This window comes from Flavisphingomonas formosensis (genome assembly GCF_009755815.1).
In the GTDB taxonomy this organism is placed as follows: domain Bacteria; phylum Pseudomonadota; class Alphaproteobacteria; order Sphingomonadales; family Sphingomonadaceae; genus Flavisphingomonas; species Flavisphingomonas formosensis.
In genome coordinates this window covers 77917-95377 of the sequence record NZ_WRPK01000015.1, presented here as the reverse complement: position 1 = coordinate 95377, position 17461 = coordinate 77917, and the positions used below count along the sequence as shown (strand labels likewise).

Genomic DNA, 17461 nt, shown 5'->3' with positions numbered 1-17461 from the left:
GCTGACAATGACGATCATTGCAACGGTAGCATTCGAGGGCAGCTACGATGTCGAGATCAGCACGCGACGTCATCTCTCCTGCATGGACGAAGCTGCCGGCAAGGGCGCGGAATTGGTGGTTTTCCCAGAAACGAGCCTGCAGGGCTATCCGCCGGACGTGGATAAAGTATATCCTGAAAGGATAAGAAATGCCTTCAGAAGCGCCGAGCCCGTTCCGGGCGGCCCGCATGTGCGCCAGATCGTCGAGCATGCGCGCAAGCTGGGCATCTATGTGGTCTTCGGGCTCCACGAGACTGGAAATTCGCCCGGCGTGATCTATAATACGGCCGTTCTGACGGGACCGGAGGGTTTTGTCGGGAAATATCGCAAGGTTCATGTCGGCATCACCGAACAACTGACCTGGCGCAAGGGCGATGACTGGCCTGTCTTCGAAACCCGGATCGGGCGGATCGGCATGCTGATCTGCTATGACAAGATGTGGCCGGAATCGACGCGAGAGTTGACGTTGCGCGGCGCCGACATTCTCGTGATGCCGACTGCATGGCCGATGATGGTCAATGAGAAGGATCCCGAGACCAATATCATGGTCGATCTGTACAGGATGTTCGATCGTATCCGCGCCGCCGAGAATGGTCGCTGGTTCATCTCCTCCAATTTTGGCGGCGAACTCGGTGGGGCACAATTCGTCGGCCTCAGCCAGATCGTCGATCCCTGGGGCAGGGTGGTCGCCACCACGGGGACGGTCGACAAGGGCATGGCCGTGGCCGATGTCGATATCCATGGCGGAATAGAGGATGTACAGACTTTTCAGGGCGCGCGCCTGATCCGCGATCGTCGGCCCGATACTTATCGAGCCTCCAGCGGCGAGATTCCGGCCGCGATTGACGGCTAGAGGATCCAAGCCGGCAGCATTGCCCGACAACTTGGGAAAAGGACGAAAGGCGGAAAGGGGAGTGCGATCCGCTTCGCTTCAAGCGGGTCACACGGTGGATTACCACTCGTTCCCTACTCATGTCAGTCTTCGGGCGCGATCTCAACGGTCAGTCCATCCAGCGTTGCCGACCAGGGGAGCTGGCAGGACAGACGCGAGCGCTCGTGGCGATGATGTGAGCCGTCGAGGAGATCGCTCCCGTCATCGCCGATTGGCGGAAGGCGATCCTCGATCCCGTCGTCCACGAAGACATGGCAGGTCGCGCAGGAGCAGCAGCCCCCGCACAGTTGCCAGCAACTCGTCGATACCGGCATCGTGGATCAGATGCATGACGGACAGGCCGTCGCGGCCCTTCGACGCGCAGCGTCTCACCCGTACGCGTGATGACGTTCAGTCCGGCCAGTTCATGCTCCACTCTTTGCATCTCGCGCGCCGGCTCGCCGATGGCGGCTGCGACCGATGGATGGTGGCGACAATATTCCGTAGACATCGCCCGAATTGCCCGGAAATGTCGTGCACCAGTCCGGAATGACGGGACGGATCGGAACATGATCCATCCGCCACCTCACTCGGCGGCTATTGTCGATACATCCACCGTCACCGTGCTGGACGGATCCCAGACGAGGGGAAGCTGGTCGACGACACAGACATGCCCTGCGCTATATGTGATCTCGGTCCCCGGCGCGACTTCGAACTCGGGGATGCGCGTCAGCCATTCCTCGAGCGTGATCCGTAGCTCCAGGCGCGCGAGGTGGGCACCGGCGCAATGATGGACTCCGAAGCCGAATGCCGCGTGCTTGATGTTCCCCCGGTTGAAATCGACCTCGAGCGGGTTTTCGTTCCAACGGTCGTCGAGCCCCGCGAGCGGGCCGACCGCAAGGACCATTTCACCCTCCTTGATCTGCGCGCCCCAGAACTCCAGGTCGGCCCGCGCTTCCCGGGCCGCCATCGCGACCGGGAAACGGCGTAGCAACTCGTCGACCGCGTTGCCGATCAGGCCGGGATTGTCGATGAGCTCTCGGCGGCGATCGGGATTGCGCGCCAGGAAGAGCAGGGCGAAGGACGCGAAGTTAGCGACCGTATCCAGGCCCGCCGCCAGCACCGAGATGCTCATGTTGATCGCCTCGTCGCGGGTCATCCGGCGGTCCTTGATGGCGCCGTTGACGATCCGGCTGAGCAGATCGTCGGCATCCGTTCCCATCCGCGCGTCGATATGGGGCGTCAGATAGGCGATCAGGTGCTGCATGGCCTCCCCGAACGCCATTTGGCTGGATGGCCGCACGAGCTGCTCCGCGACCCTTTTGAGGCCGATCGCGTCGTCGAAGGGCAGGTTCACGAGCAGCATGAATACCTTGAGCGGCAGTATCTCGGCATAGTCATGGTTGAACGTGCACGAGCCCCGCAACCGCATGCCCTCGATGAGATCGACCGCTAGGTCGCGGATCATTCCTTCCAGGGCGGTGACCGCCTTCGGCGAGAGTATGGGGGTCAGCAGGGCTCGGAAGGCGCCGTGATCCGGCGGATTGAGTGAGCCTGGGATAACATTGAATTGCTCGCCATTTTCTTTTGGCAGCAGGAAGACGCGGCTGGAAAAACGCTTGTGGTCGGAGAAAACCTCGTTGATCTGCTTGGCGCGCGTCGCGATCCAGTGGCCGCCATTGCGGGGAGTCCAGACCACCTCGGGGATGCCCGGCCTGTGCAGCGTCATCCAGGCTCCATGGATGTCCTGCTTGCCGCCTGGTGGCGCGAACATGTCGAAATCGACGACGCGATCTTCCGGAACGTGGGCCGGCTTTGCGACGACGGGTGAAGAATTCATGCTGCTTTCCTTCCAGCCAGACTTGACGGGGCGGCGCGCTCGAATTTTTCAAGGTCGAGATAGGCGCACGCCGAAGGGTGGTTTAATGAGGGATCGTATGGCTAGATTCCTCGCTTTATGAAGCGACGTTGGCTCCGCGCAAGACATCCCTTTCCGCATCCATCTTTTTAATTCGATCGAATTAAAAAGATGATGACATGATTCTTGCTACTGTCAAGGGTGGTGGCTTTGGCGGCTCGCGTTACGGTGGTGGCTCGGGCAATGTCTGGAGTGCGAGGCTTGGAAAGCGGTAGAGTTTCGGAGGCAACGAGGCTGGAGTTGATGCTGGCAGCCGAGCGCCTGTTCGGTGAATACGGAATTGGGGCGGTTTCCCTGCGGGCGGTCTGTCAAGCTGCTGGTCAGCGCAACATCGTTTCCGTCCAATATCATTTTGGAGACCGTAATGGCCTTATTCGCGCGATATTATGGTATCGTGAAGGTCAGCTTGAACCGCTTCGAAAAAAGCTTTTGGACGAAGCATACCATTATGGAAGAATTGATGATGTTGAGACGCTCATTAGGATATTATTTGAACCATATATGGAAGTTTTCATAAGGAGAGATGATATAAGCTATATTAAGCTGGTCTTGTCCTATTTGGTCCATGTCAGGCCGGTTGGTACTGTGCTGCATCCCGTCGATGAACCGGATATTCCTTTTCCGTCATTGACGGAGGTGATGACTCTTCTACGAAGAAGATTGTCCTTCCTGAAAATGGAAGTCTTTGATTCCAGGTCGGAAACCGTTGGTGCGATGTTCTACGGGGGGATTATTCAATTCTCCGCACGGAACCGACAGAGAGACCTTGATCGTCAGGTTTTTTTCGATGATCTCATGGAGATGATGGCTGCTGCATTTTCGTCTGGTGAAGGTCATATATGATTTTGGGAAATATAGCGGGGGCCCCCGGACCGTAATCTGTCGTCTTAGAGACTTGCCGGGCGTCACGCGAGTCGCGGTGACCGATCCTAATGGAGAACCGGAGGCGGTAAGGAGGCGCTGGGCGGACGGTTCGCACGTCAACTACCATATAGGTCTTGGATCCGCATCGCCGTTCATTGTCACCGTTCCGACGGGTGAGATCGCCGCCCGGCAGGCCATCTTCGAGATCAGCCTGTTCGATGGGGCGCCGCGCGTGACGGCGCTCGCCGGACGCGTCGCGCTACCCGCGCGGGATCGGGCCGGCGCGCCGGCCTTGCTGGAGGCGGGCCACAGCGTCGCGCTGGGCGCTGCCGCCAGCGCCTGGCCGATCGTGCCGTCCGACCCTCGCTGGGCTGCGAGTCTCGTCGTCCTTGATGGAAAGACCACCCTGGGCGAGGCCGTGCGCTCGATCAATCGCTACAATCGACTGCAGATCGCTGTCACCGAGCCCGGCGTCGCTGCACTGCGGCCGACCGGGACGTATCGCGTCCATGATCCGCTCGGCTTCGTGCGGGCGATCGCGGCTCTCGGCTCCTCCGAACGCCGTTGTTTTAACGCGGAAAAATTCCCAATAAGGCCAGCAACCCGGTTTTGCCGGTAGATAATTGCGGCCAGAGGCTGAAAGCGATGAAAGCGAACAAGACCGACCCGCACGATGCCGCCGGGCTGACGCAATAGGCGCGCACCGGCTTCTACAAGGAGGTGCACGTCAAATCTCCGGCTGCGCATGGCGTGCGCAGCGTGATCACCGCACGCGGCCACTGGTGAAAGCGCGTGTCCCGCTCGACAACATGATCCGCGGTCTCTGCGCCACGTTTGGCTATCGTCCAGATGCGGGCCAGGGAACGGCATTTCTAGAGCGGATTATGCAGGCCGGGTACATCCCGGGCCTTGGCGACACGATCGCGTCTTTGCTGTTTGTGCATGCTGAGCTGGTCGAGCAGATCAAGGCCATGGACCGCCGTCTGCGGATCATGGCCAGCCGGTCACAGGCCTGCGAAATCCTGATGACCATCCCGGGCGTCGGCGTGCAAACATCTGCTGCCTTCGCCGCTGCAGTCGATGAAGCTGGACGCTTCCGACAATCACGCAATGCCGGAGCCTACTTCGGCTTTGTGCCCCGAGGCCATCGGTCGGGCGAGCTCGACTGGACAGGTCGGGTCACCGAGCACGGCGACGGGATCGTGCGCCCGCTGTTCTACGAAGCGGCTAACTCGATCCTCACCCGCAGCCGGGAAACCTTCGCCCTGAAGACATGGGCCATGAAGATCGCCAAACGCCGAGGCCCTAAGAAGGCCCGCGTCGCTCTTGCCCGCCGCCTCGCGGTCATCATGCATGCTATGCTGCGTGATGGCACTTTTTTTCCAAGCGTGAGATAGGATAGAACCTGTTTGCCAGCGGTAAAGCGCCAAAGCTGTTGGGGTGGACGGCCCCCGGCGGCATCGCAATGTGCCAACATGGTCGTGAGAGACGCATGGAAGGAGGCCGTCCGTGGAAGAGATTAAGCGCATAGGTATGGACACGTCAAAGCATGTGTTCGAGGTGCATGGGGTGAACGCGGCGGAAGAGCCGGTGTTGCGCAAGCGACTTCGGCGCCAGCAGATGGTGACGTTTTTCGAGGGCTTGCCGCCGACCGAGATTGGGATCGAAGCGTGCGCGGGTTCGCATCATTGGGCGCGGGTGCTGGGTGCAATGGGCCATGAGGTCCGGCTTATGCCGCCGCAATATGTGAAGCGCTATGTAAAGCGGGGGAAGAATGACGCCGCCGATGCCGAGGCGGCGTGCGAGGCGATGAGCCGGCCGACGATGCGGTTCGTGCCGGCAAAGAGTGTCGAGCAGCAGGCGGGATTGATGCTGATGGGGGTGCGCGACCGGCTGATCGCGAGCCGCACCCAGCTTGCCAATGCGATCCGGGGTCATGCCGCCGAGTTCGGGCTGACCGCGGCCAAGGGACTGGCGCACGTCCAGCCGCTGCTCGCCCGGATCGCCGCCGACGAGACCTTGCCGGCGCTGGCCAGGGAGTTGTTCGCCCTCCAGGGTGAGGAACTGGCCCGGCTCGAGCAGGAGATCGCCACGATCGACGCCCGGCACAAGGAAATGCACCGCGCCGACGAGTGCAGCCGCCAGCTGGCCGAAATCCCCGGAGTGGGTCCCGTCGCCGCCACGCTGTTCAGGCTGAAGACGCCGGCGCCCGAGCTGTTCGACTCGGGCCGCGATTTCAGCGCGTGGATCGGGCTGACGCCGAAGGATCATTCGACCGGCGGCAAGACCAGGCTCGGCGTGATCACCAAGGCCGGTGACGAGACGCTACGCGCCGCGCTGGTCACCGGTGCGATGGCGATCATCCAGCATGTCAGAAGCGGGCGATGCAAATCCGCATCGCCCTGGCTCAAGGCGCTCGTCGCGCGCAAGCCGCCCAAGCTCGCCGCCATAGCGCTCGCCAACAAGAACGCCCGCATCGCCTGGAAGCTCATGGCCACAGGCGAACGCTACAAATCGGCCGAAGCGACCCCGCTCGCCCAGGCCGCATGACAAGCTCAGCCAGCACGGGGAGCAGCTATCGAGCAACCGTGTTGCGATGAGGCCGCAACTTGCAAGATGATGAGAAGATGGTGCGATCGACCGATCCAACACGTGAGACAGTCCGCTCGTTTCAGTGGCCGTCATTGGTCGCGATGCTGTTTGGAGCTCGCGTCGCGGATGCCATCTTGGCCGGCAGCCATGCGCGGCTGCAACAACAGGCCGCACATATGAACGCAACCGGGCCGATCAAATCACCTCTCAACCCCTTGCAAGAGGGGGCCGTCCACATATGATCCGAGGGCGGTGTCCGGAGAGGGAACGCAGGGACGAATGATCTGCGAAGGTAGTCAGATGGGCCGGCAAGCCCGCGTCGAGTCAATGCAACGTTCGCCTCTGTGAGACCCGATACAGGATGACTAGGTGTTTAGTCCCAGCATGTGATGGCGTTAAATTGACAACCTCAAAGCGGAGGGACTTATGGGCCAGGTTCTCCACGGCAGCGCCAAGACCACGCACGCCATACGAGCAGAGCTACAGCGATCGCAGGCTTCGGTTGCGATCCTCGCCAAGCGCTACGGGATCAACGAGAAGACGGTCCTGAAGTGGCGCAGCACGGTGCTTTCGCCGATGGAAGAGGCCGCGATCGTCGCCTTGCGCGTCCAGGCCAGGTTGCCGCTCGACGATGTTTACATCGCGCTCAAGGACGTCTTCCGCACCGGACGCGCTCAAGCCTGCACCGCTGTCTGCAACGACATGGCATCTCGCGCCTGCCGAAGACAGATTGCAAAAAGCCCAAACAATTCAAGAAATACGAGATCGACTACTTCCACATCGACGTCGCCGATTTCGCTATGAAGGCGGCTGAATCAACCGACCCTCACCACCGCAAGCAATCCAATAGGTCCTGACCTTAGCTGCAAGGGGGACGTTCTTGGAAAGTCCGCTTAGCATATGCTCAGGTCGCTCGATCCATGGACTTAAGTTATTTCAAAAGGCATACTGGGTGAAGGCGGGCCGAAATAGGAGTCGTCGGGTTCGTCCTTCGATATGATTATTTTTTGTATGACCACGGTGGGATCGATCATCGCTACCGTCAGAACATGCCGGCCGGGCCGATCCGAACTTACGACAAAGCGCATCGTTCGGGCGTTGTTTGCGGTATTGGGCAAATGCCTGTCGCCGAGAAAATCCTCGGCGACGCGGTCTTCCGGTGTGAAGACGCCGTGTACGACGGGCGTCTGATTGTCCAGAATAACCGCCACTGATAACGTCCTGCCAGGGATGACTTCCAGCGTCGGGCTTGTCACCAGCAGGACGTGGTATTTGCCAGCTTCCCCGAGAAAGATGTCATACTCCAATCGAGGCGCTGCGGCGGGATCCTGAAACGAGTGGGCATCGACCGGAAATATGGACATGGCAGCCTTCACCCGACCGTAATCCTCGATGGCTTCCCAGCGGACTCCGTCGACCGCTATGGATCGGCGGAATGCGTTGGCCGGAATTGAAAATGCCCCCGTCAGTCCCCCGAACGCGCCTTGCGCGTCTTTTGCCTGGGATGGCGTGGCCTTGATGGCCGTGAGGCGGGCTTCGACCGTCTGACTGCCCCTGTCGTCGCAAATGGTGACGAGCGCGACGCTCTGCCCCGCCGGCGCCTTGGCCCAGTCGACATCGATCCAGAAGCGGCGGTCGAGGGGCGAACTGCTGAACGCCTTTCCTTCGCGAATCAGAACCCAGGGCCGGTCGGCGGTAACCTGAACAGCGATCGGATCGGTCCCGCGCGGGAATGTTTCGATGTAGGTCGGCGTCTTCGATATGCTGTCGAGTATGCGGAGCTTGGGCGGAAGATAAAAGCCTGGCCATGACCGTTCACTGCCGTCTATCGCCACGCCAAAGCCATGATCCGCCTTCAGGTCCAGATCGGTGACTGGCGGCATGATGTCGGCTTCCGGTGGATACCAGTCGAAATAACCGATGTGGGTCTGGTCCATCATGTGGTTCCATTTCCCCCCGGCCATCTGGCGATTATAATAATCGCTCAAAGCATGATCGTAGAGGAAGCGCCGCCGCACCTCCGCCGCTTCGGCGCGAGTGCTGGCGCGTGCCTGCTCGGCGAAACGGGCATTACGGGCAGCCGCGACATACATGTTGGTCAGGTTTGCGCTGGCGCGCACCGGATGGAGTACGAGTTGGTAGAAGGCGTCGCGCTGGTCTGGGGCCAGCGCCGCATTCACCGCGTCCGCCCGCTCGACCAGTTGGTTCCAGGCGTCGCATACTCGTTCCGCTTCCTGGTGATGTTCCAGACTGTACGTCTCGGGGCGCAGCTGCTCCGGCTTGCGCCAAGCATTATATTTGGCATAGCGCGAGAGGAGAAAGGCGATTTCCTCGGCATGGTCGGGGCCGAACTGACATTCTGCCCAGTAGCGCGTCCATCCGGCGATCTTGTCCTTGTCTACCCTGGACGGGTCCCACGCCATCGCGATGAAGAATTCGACCGGCAGTTCAAGCGGTTTGAGATCACCGACATTGGCGATCCAGATCTCGTTCGCACCATATTGGTGCGCGAGGTTCATCTGTTCCCAGATTTTGGGCAGAGGATTGGAATTGAGCCACTGGTAGGAAAACGGGCCGCCATGCATATCCATGTGAAAATAGATGCCGAAGCCGCCAGGCCGGCCACGCTCGGACGGCAACGGCAGCCGGCGCAGATTCCCGACATTGTCGTCGGCGAACAACAGCGTTACGTCGTCCGGCACCTTCAGTCCGGCATCGTAATATTTGTAGACCTCGGTGAAGAGCACCCACACCTGGGGCACCCTGTCGGCCGGGCGTCCCATGGTCTGGGCGATGATGTCGCGCTGGTCGGATATGATGGTTTCGAGCAAGGCGATGTCGGATTTCAGGCCGCCTGTACTTTCCAGCGCGACATCGCCGTCGCCCCGCATGCCGATGGTGACGATGACCTCATTGTCCCGGTTACGCTCTATGCCCTCGCGGAAGAATTGCCGTATCGGCTCGCGATTGGTGGCGTAATTCCATTGGCCGTTGCCCAAATGAGGTCGGCGGTCGGTCCAGTCCTTGTGCGCGCGCATCATCGGTTCATGATGGGATGTGCCCATCACAATGCCATATTCCTCGGCCAGGCCAGGGTTCGCCGGATCATCCTCGGCAAAGCTGTTGTTCCACATGGCCGGCCAGAGATAATTGGCCCGGAGCCGCAGCATCAGCTCGAACAATTTCGCGTAGAATGTCGAGTTCATGCCGCCGAATTTTTCAGTCGTCCATCCCGACAGGCAGGGTGCCTCGTCATTCAGGAATATGCCGCGATATTTGACCGCGGGCGCGCCCTGAACATAGCGGCCGTAGCTGACGCGGACATGATCCTGCCTGGTGACGGGCACGTCAGCCCACCAGTACCAGGGCGAAACGCCGATCGTACGGGACAAGTCATAGACGCCGTAGATCGCACCGCGCTTATCGCTTCCCGCGATGACGAGCGCTTCCCTGACCCCCGGCAAGGGGCTGGCCACGGTCTGTACGACGAAGGATTCCCATTTGCCGCGGATGTCGCCGATGTCCAGCTTGCCGGCCGCAACCAGCCGATCGATGATCGGACTGTGTCCCAGCGACCCGACGATGATGACGCGGGGAGGCAGGTCACCGTCGTTGGATAGGATCTCGGCATTCCTGCCTGTGACACGTCCGATATCGGCCGCCAGATCGCTGACGGCGCGACGAACGCCGGCTAGATCCGCAGGATCGACGAAAATCGGTGTAACCTCCCCCGTGGCAAGGGCGACATCGAATCCGGGCTTGCGTCGATCGAACCGAACCGCCGCCGCCAACGACGAGGCGAGTAGACCGGCGGCCATTGCGCCGCCCAGGATACTGCGCCTCGTGAACACCGTCGGTCTCCCTTGAAAACCGGAGGACCGGCAGGTCCTTCCGGCGGCTGGCCCATGCAGCAAGCCATTACACGAAGGGGGGGCGTCGTGCGACGCCCCCTTCCTTACACTCTAGAATGAACCGCGCAGGCCGATCAGGAACTGGCGACCGGGCTTGTACGAGGTAAAAGTCGCATTCTTGAACTGGAAGTACGACCGCAACGTCGAGTTTGTGAAGTTCGCGACGTTGAAGGTCAGCTGCGGCGCTCCGCGAATTCCGAAGATCTTGTCCAGGTCGAACGACGAGGAAAAATCGTAGGTTGTATAGTCATCCGTAAACAGCGCTGCTGCCGGGATGCCGTTCTGGGCCACATTACTGCTCTGTGATCCCTGCCGATACGTGGTCGAGACACGCAGCATGACGCCGTTCTTTTCGTAATAACCCGTGATATTATAGGTGAACGGTGCCACGCCGAAAGCCGTCGCAGGGCCATCGCTGCGCTGGTCGACGATCGTCGCATTGGCATTGAAGCCGAAGCCGGTAACGCCGATCAACCTGGTAACGAAATCGAGCGGTTGCACCCACTGGAATTCGAGACCGTTGATCGTCAGCTTGTTGGGCACGTTGACCTGCGACGTCACTTGCACCTGCGCCGCCGTTGGGCCGCCGCGCGAGTCGATGGCGATCCGCTGCGTAGGATTGATGGTGTCGTAGGTGATCCCATATTGCGCCAGGCTGGAAAACGGGACCGTCGTGATGGCGGTGGTCGTGAACCCTTTGATCGACTTGCGAAACGCGTTGAAGCTGATCACGCCTTCCCGGCCGGTATAATATTCGAAGCCCATATCGAGGTTGGTGGACATATACGGCGCCAGCGAGGGATTGCCGATGGACGCCTGATCGGCCGACGGCGCGCTGAAATTGACGCCGGGCAGCTGTGCCGCCGGGTCCGGTCGGGTCATGGTGCGTGACGCCGCGGCGCGGACGACTGCATGGTCGCCGACATCATAGGCCAGCGTCACTGCCGGCAGCCATTTGGTATATTTATTCTTCGTTGACACTATGGTTACGACATTGGGATAGCGGCTGCCATCCGGGAGGGTCGCGCCTGAGGCATCCGTGTTGCGCGGATCGGGAAGCGAGACGCGTCCGGCAATGGTCTGGATGGTGTTGACGTAGCGAACGCCGGCATTGAAGCGCAACATGTTGCCGCCGAGTTCCTGCTCGCCGTTGACCGTGACAAACGCCGATTTGACGACCTCGCGGATCAGGCCGCCGCTCGCACCGGTCGTCGAACCGCCGCTTTCCGGCGCGCTGTCGTGGAAGCTGTCATAATTGGTGGCGGAGGCGAAGGCCGGAAAGTTGACCGTCACGAAACCGGCCGGACCGGGCATCAGATAGGTCGGTGCCGCGCTGTTGGGCACCAGCGACCCGCCATAGGTCAGCGGCCCCGAAGTGCCGGCGCTGTATCCGGTACCGAGGCCAGGATAGGTGGGATAGCCCGCCGGCGCAGCGCCCGGGGCATTCAATCCCGCGCACGGTGGCTGCGAATTGGGCAACGGGACGAAAACGCTGGGATTGTTGCCGCAGACCGCGTTCTGCCACGCCTGCGTATTGTCATAGCCGCGGATTCGCCGCGATACATTGTCGTAGGCGCCGCCGACGCGCAGGTTGAGCGCCTTGTCGCCCCATGTGAGATCGCCGCGCAAGCCCTTGTTGACGTTCAACCGGCGCTCGTCGTTCACGCTGACGCGGCTGCCCGTATACCATCCGAAATTCTTGGGATCGTTGAGGTCGAGCCCGCTCGTGATCTCCGGGATTCCGCCGGTATTGGAATAGGTCACGGTGTTATCGACGCCGAGCGGCGTGGTCATGCCCACTGTCGGGTTTTCGCGATGAAAGGTCGAACGCGCGTAATTGCCCTGCAGCGTTACCTTCAGGCGATCGGATATCTCCCACTCGCCGCCCGGATTGATGCTGAACAGCTTGGTGGTTTCGATATAGGGACGGAATTCATCAAAGAACTGCGCATTGGCGAACGTGCCGCCAGTCACCGTGCAGCCGGCGCTACAATCCGACTTGTCGAACGTAAGGTTGAGCGGAATGATGCCGCCGTTGCGCACGATCCAGGCCATATCCTCACGGATCAGATTGTTCTTCTTGTAGCCGTACAGGCCGTCCACGTAAAAATGCAGCTCGTCGGAAGGACGCCATTCGGCGCTGACGATTGCGTTGATCCGGTCACGTGGACCGCGGATGTCGGCGGTGCGGCCAAGGCGCGGCAACAGGGCATTGTCGATTTGCTCGATTGTCGCGCCGGGATTGTGGGCGAGCAGGAAGTCGCGATCAATCGTCGTGCCGGCAACAAGCCCGGCGCCAGCACCCACCGGCACCGTGGCAGGGATCGTCCAGTTGCCACCGCCAGTCGTGTTGCATCCGGTGGCGGCACCGCACTGGGCGGCAGTGAGGGCGGGATTCGTATAGCCGATCGTCTCATACCCGCGCGTTCTCGTGTAAAGCCGCTGGGCCGATACACCGGCGAGGATGCCGAAGGTGTCGTTGCGCCAACTGCCGATCAGCGATCCGCGTGCGCCGATCCGATCTTCCGGCGTCTGCTTGGTACCTTGAATGTTATAGGCGAGGAACGACGTCGGACGGTCGAATGGCCGCGCTGAACGCAGGTCGATGTTGCCGGCGGCGCCTCCCTCCAGCAGATCGGCGGTGTAGCTCTTGTTCACCGTCAGCTTGGTGAACAGATCGGTCGGGAAGAAGCTCAGATCTACCGAGCGGTCAGTGCCCTGCGCGTCGGTGACACCTGACGAGGCGACCGCGATCGTGGCGCCATTCAGCGTGACATTGGTGAAGTTCGATCCCAGGCCACGGATCGCCACGTTGGTGCCTTCACCGGTGACGTCGCGAGAGATGGTGATGCCGGGGATGCGATTGAAGGATTCGGCGATATTGGTGTCGGGAAACTTGCCGATGTCCTCGGCGAAGATCGAGTCGGAGAAGCCGTTCGATAGGCGTTTGGCATTGGTCGCCTGGGCGAGACTCGACCGGTAGCCCGTCACGACGATGTCTTCCGCGGGGGTTTCGTCGCTCTGCGGCGTAGCGGTGGAGGAGGAGGGCCGAACCTCCTGCGCGCTCGCCGCCACGGGCGGCATCGCGGTCAGCATCGTAGCGCCGAGCAGAAGAGTCCGGGCCTTGCGGGATGAAAATGGACGGTAGAGCATTTCGGTTCCTCTCGAATTTTTCAACAATGCGGCGACGAAGGACGGTTGATCCCGCAACGCTGGTCACCGGACGGATTGGGCCCGTGCATGGACGGGGAGATTACAGATGCGGCTGTTGCGGCCCGGGCGTCGCGGAGCCGACCTAGTAAAACCTGTTGCTGTCATTGTTGAAATCCTCCCGTTCACACTGTTGCGCTGAGCCCGCAATCTTTGGTAGCGATACCATTTTCAGTTGTTTGTCGGCTTGTCAATAAAAATGCCGAGCCAACAGTTACGACATAGCCGCGTAGGGACCGATCACAGTTCCGACAAAACCTCCGGCGCGCGTCGTACTCAGAAACGACGCATCGAAGTTTTGAAGCAGATTATGCCGCTCCTTACCGACCGCATAATCGAAGCCCATCCTGCCGCCACTTACTCTGATGGTCAGGGTCACAGGCTTGCCGACGCGCACCGGCGCGGCGGCGACCAGCCTGTCCGCTTGCGCCTTGTCCCGGGCACAGAGCGCGATCATTGCCTTGCCGTCAATTCGGACAATGCCGAAGAACAGAAAGGAGTCGTCGCTTTGAACTGCGGCAAGGCCCGCGCGTTCTCCGTCCCGGTCGGGCGTGAACCGCATGGTCGTGGAAATCGTCGCGATGTGGTGCTGCTGCCGCCGACCGATGAAAGCAGGGACGCCGGTCCGGTCGCCGAGAGCGGCGCCATGGCTCAGTACCAGCGCTCCCCCGTCGAGCCGATAAAATGGCGTCAGGGGCGTGCGAATGCCTATCCACTGTGGCCCGAGCCGTCCCTCTTCGAAGTTGTCGATATAGCTGAAGTCGCCGCTCGTCGGTAGCGGCGGCGGCGATTGGACGGGCAGTGCTGGGCGAGCGGCGGCGAAGGGAATTGCGGTCCTCTGCGGCAGGATCTGCGGCCAACCGTCACGCCAGCTTACCGGAAGCAGAAAGGTTTCGCGGCCGACATTGAACAGTCCGGCGCGATAAGGGCGTGTGGCAAGGAAAGTCGCCCACCAGTCCCCGTTGGGCAACTGCACGAACTTCGCATGCCCCGCCGCAGCGACCGGATCCGGTCTTGCCGGATCCAGGTCCCGCTGCGTCAGGATGGGATTTCCGGCATAAGGCAGGTAAGGACCGCGAAGGCTTGCCGATCGAAACACCACCTCGGAATGGTTGTCGCTCGTGCCGCCTTCCGCCGCGATGAGGTAATAGTAGCCGTCCTTCTTGAAGATGTGCGGCCCCTCGATCCAGATGGGCTTCCGGCGGATGTCGACCCCACCGTTGACGATCTGGGTGCTCTCCCCGACCATCTTTCCGGCGCGCCAGTCGAATTCCTGGATCCAGATCGCACGATGTCCATCATAGCGCGGCGGTTCGGCCGGGGCACGATTGTTGACGATGAAGGCGCGGTCGCCTTCCCAGTAGATGGACGGATCGATTCCCTCGAACGGGAGCCAGATGGGGTCGGACCAGGGACCGGCCGGATTGCTGGCGGTTATGACGAAATTCTCGCCGCACCTCACGCAAGTGTTGACGATATAGAACAGGCCATTGTGCCAGGAGATATCAGGAGCAAAAGCGCCATCCGATACGGCGCGACCCCCAAGATTCAGTTGACTGGGCCGGTCGATTGCATTTCCGATCTGAACCCAGCTCACCAGATCCCGGGAATGGAAAACCGGCAGCCCCGGAAAATGCGAGAAGGACGAATTCACCAGATAGAAGTCGTCACCGACCCGCGTGATCGACGGGTCGGGATAATAGCCAGACAGGATCGGATTCCGGAACTGGCCCGCCTTGAGCTGCACGGTCTCCATGGACCGCCCGTCATACCGGAAATCTTCGTAGCGGGCATTGCCGGCTACGCCGACGGACGGAACGGCGAGCAGGGCCAAACCCGACAGCCCAATCAGAAGGGCGCCCGCGTTCATTAACGCGGGCGGGGAATTGGGCAGCCGGTAACAGCTACCTGGCGCGGCGCTCGCATGCTGCGCATCCGCAAAGCCGGAGATCGATTCACGCTCCTTCTCCTTTCCCCTTTTCGGGTTTAGCGCAATCCAATGGTTGCGCTACCATTTTTCGTTTGCCTATGCCGTTACCGTGACGTCGTCAACCAATAACATTCGCTACGCGATTGCCGCACACTGGGGCGGACTCGTCCCTTTCATCATCGTCCCGTGACGACCAGCTCGAAAGGTCCGGCGGGAAGGCCGCTTGAGTCGTAGAGATTCACAACCGGGCTTTCGGACCAGGCGTAACGCACCCTAACTGCCGACAAGCCGTTGCCGGCCAGCGTGACGCTGTCCTTCCCGACAGTGGCAGTGGCGTACCGGCAATCGTCAGGCTGCGCGCCGCATAATTCGAAGCCGATGGCCTGTGCGCTGCTGCGCGTGGCAAGCGCGCCAGACACGTCGGCGAAGCTGACGGTGACGGAACCGTCCGGCCCCCTGCGCGCCGCGATCGCCCGGGGACCGGACGGCGGCCCGGCCTCGCCGTAGGCGATGGACCGCATGACACGCGCCAGCCTCCGCCCGACCTCATTCTTCTCGCCGGGGTGGATGTCCAGCGGATCGCCCAGATCGATCGTCAGCGCGAGCCCGGCGTGGGGATCTTCCTGCGTCACCCGGCGCTGCTGCTCGCGCAGTTCAGCCGTTCGGCTCTCGCCAGGCGCGATCGTCGCGGCGCCATAGGGAGCGATCTGAACGACGGCGAAGGGCAGGGCGTCATTGCCGAACTGCTTGCGCCAGTCAGCCATCATCGCCTGCAATCTGTCGGCATAGCCCGGAATGCCGACGTCAGATTCGCCTTGGTACCAAGCCACGCCCTTGAGGCCGATGTCCCCGAGCGGGGCGACCATGGCGTCATAGATCATGCCGGCGCCCGCCAGATCGTCCCATGGCGCACGCGGGACGCGCTCGGGTCGCCTCGGCTCGACGGCATAGGACCAGCCGGAACCGATCGGCACCACGCTGCCATCGGCAAAACGGACGACCATATTCTCCGCCGGTCCCGTCATGCCGCCCTTGGCATAGACATCGTTCACGTTGACCCGGATGACGTTGCGCCCGGCCTGCAACGTGCCGGGCGGCAGCGGGTAGCGTCTGGGGGATCCGGGATCACCGCCGCTTCCCACCGCCTTGCCGTTGACCCAGCTCTGGTCGGCATCATCGATCAGGCCCAGTTCCAGCGTCGCGCTCTGGCGAGCCTGTTCGGCAGTCAGTGTCACCTCCCTGGTGAACCATACCATGCCGTTGTAATCGGCGAGAGTGGGGACGCCCCAATCCTCCCACGCGGTCATGCGCGGCACCGGCTTCCAGTCCACCGCCGCGTCCGGCTGCCAAGGTTCCGCGCCCGACGCATCGCTGGTCGATGCACGCCACCAGGCTTCCCACGCCGCGCCGAAACGGCGAGCGGCCGTTGCGGGATCGCGGGCGAAGACGGCCCGCAACCGCGCCGCCTCGCCTTGGCCCGAGGCCGCCAGCGCAGGATCGCCCATCCAACTGCTGATGCGCGATCCGCCCCAGCTTGAAGTTATCGCACCGATCGGCACAGCGGCCGTCCGGCGCAGTTCCTTGACCATGTAGAAACAGGCAGCGGAAAAGGCAGACACACTGTCCGGGCCGGCCACCGCCCAGCCTGGTTGGCCGGGCAGGGTGGCCTGCGGCGCCAGCGCGGTGCCATGAGGGATCGTCATCAGGCGCAAGCCAACGTCGGCCGAGGCGGCGATCTGACTCCGTGCGTCCTGCGCGCGAGCGACCGGGAGTTCCATGTTGGACTGACCCGAGCACAGGAACACGTCGCCAATGAGAATGTCGCGAGAATAGGCCGAGCCGGAGGGCGCGGTGACCGACAGCGCATAGGGTCCGCCCGCCGGCATGGCGGGGAGCCGCATTGAGAAGCGTCCTCTTTGGTCGGCGCGCCCGCGTACCTGCATGCTGTCCAGCGTCATGGTCAGAGGCTCGCCGGGCGCGGCGGATCCGGTGATGCGGATGGGCCGCTCGCGTTGCAGCACCGCATGGGATCCGAACATCCCATCCAGCACCGGCTGGGCCGCAGCGGGCTGCGCGGCTAACGCCGCCGCCACCAGGGCGACATGTGGGGCAAGAGCCTTGGCCAT

The 17461-nt window shown here is 61.7% G+C and carries 10 protein-coding genes and 2 pseudogenes; 6 read left to right on the top strand and 6 right to left on the bottom strand.

All coding sequences use genetic code 11. The features are described from left to right. The first annotated feature begins 7 nt into the window (after positions 1-7). A complete protein-coding gene (locus tag GQY20_RS29400; protein ID WP_157220732.1) occupies positions 8-892 on the top strand; it encodes a carbon-nitrogen hydrolase family protein in 885 nt (294 codons plus the stop codon). A 122-nt stretch (positions 893-1014) separates the two neighbouring features. On the opposite strand, the pseudogene GQY20_RS29395 reads toward GQY20_RS29400, so the two are convergent. Together GQY20_RS29395 and GQY20_RS29390 are read right to left on the bottom strand one after the other, a co-directional pair. After that, a pseudogene (locus GQY20_RS29395) lies at positions 1015-1334 on the bottom strand (2Fe-2S iron-sulfur cluster-binding protein). 162 nt (positions 1335-1496) lie between these two features. After that, entirely contained in the window at positions 1497-2750 is a 1254-nt protein-coding gene (locus tag GQY20_RS29390) for a cytochrome P450 (RefSeq protein ID WP_157220731.1), read from the bottom strand. Positions 2751-3071: 321 nt separating this feature from the next. Between GQY20_RS29390 and GQY20_RS29385 the strand changes: the two genes are divergently transcribed. From GQY20_RS29385 to GQY20_RS29365, 5 genes and pseudogenes are all read left to right on the top strand, one after another. Continuing rightward, positions 3072-3671 carry a TetR/AcrR family transcriptional regulator gene (locus GQY20_RS29385; protein ID WP_198351279.1) on the top strand — a complete coding sequence of 200 codons (600 nt, stop codon included), beginning with the start codon at positions 3072-3074 and terminating at the stop codon, positions 3669-3671. Between the two features lie 76 nt (positions 3672-3747). Next, positions 3748-4311, top strand: coding sequence for a FecR family protein (locus tag GQY20_RS29380; RefSeq protein WP_157220729.1), 564 nt, complete (start codon positions 3748-3750; stop codon positions 4309-4311). A gap of 163 nt (positions 4312-4474) precedes the next feature. After that, positions 4475-5089 carry a transposase gene (locus GQY20_RS29375; protein WP_198351278.1) on the top strand — a complete coding sequence of 205 codons (615 nt, stop codon included), beginning with the start codon at positions 4475-4477 and terminating at the stop codon, positions 5087-5089. A gap of 112 nt (positions 5090-5201) precedes the next feature. Then, entirely contained in the window at positions 5202-6242 is a 1041-nt protein-coding gene (locus tag GQY20_RS29370; RefSeq protein ID WP_157220728.1) for an IS110 family RNA-guided transposase, read from the top strand. Positions 6243-6710: 468 nt separating this feature from the next. Then, positions 6711-7078 (top strand): annotated as a pseudogene (locus GQY20_RS29365) (IS481 family transposase); the annotation flags it as partial. Positions 7079-7210: 132 nt separating this feature from the next. Here the strand turns inward: GQY20_RS29365 and GQY20_RS29360 are convergent. The 4 genes from GQY20_RS29360 to GQY20_RS29345 all read right to left on the bottom strand — a co-directional run bounded on the left by GQY20_RS29360 (position 7211) and on the right by GQY20_RS29345 (position 17461). Continuing rightward, on the bottom strand, positions 7211-10135 hold the full coding sequence (locus GQY20_RS29360; RefSeq protein WP_232476321.1) for a glycosyl hydrolase 115 family protein: 2925 nt from the start codon (positions 10133-10135) through the stop codon (positions 7211-7213). Positions 10136-10246: 111 nt separating this feature from the next. After that, complete coding sequence (locus GQY20_RS29355) at positions 10247-13348, bottom strand: TonB-dependent receptor (RefSeq protein WP_157220727.1); 3102 nt, start codon at positions 13346-13348, stop codon at positions 10247-10249. A gap of 271 nt (positions 13349-13619) precedes the next feature. Continuing rightward, positions 13620-15275 carry a glycoside hydrolase family 43 protein gene (locus GQY20_RS29350; RefSeq protein ID WP_157220726.1) on the bottom strand — a complete coding sequence of 552 codons (1656 nt, stop codon included), beginning with the start codon at positions 15273-15275 and terminating at the stop codon, positions 13620-13622. A 236-nt stretch (positions 15276-15511) separates the two neighbouring features. Further along, positions 15512-17461: a sialate O-acetylesterase gene (locus GQY20_RS29345; RefSeq protein ID WP_157220725.1), complete on the bottom strand. Its 1950-nt coding sequence runs from the start codon at positions 17459-17461 to the stop codon at positions 15512-15514.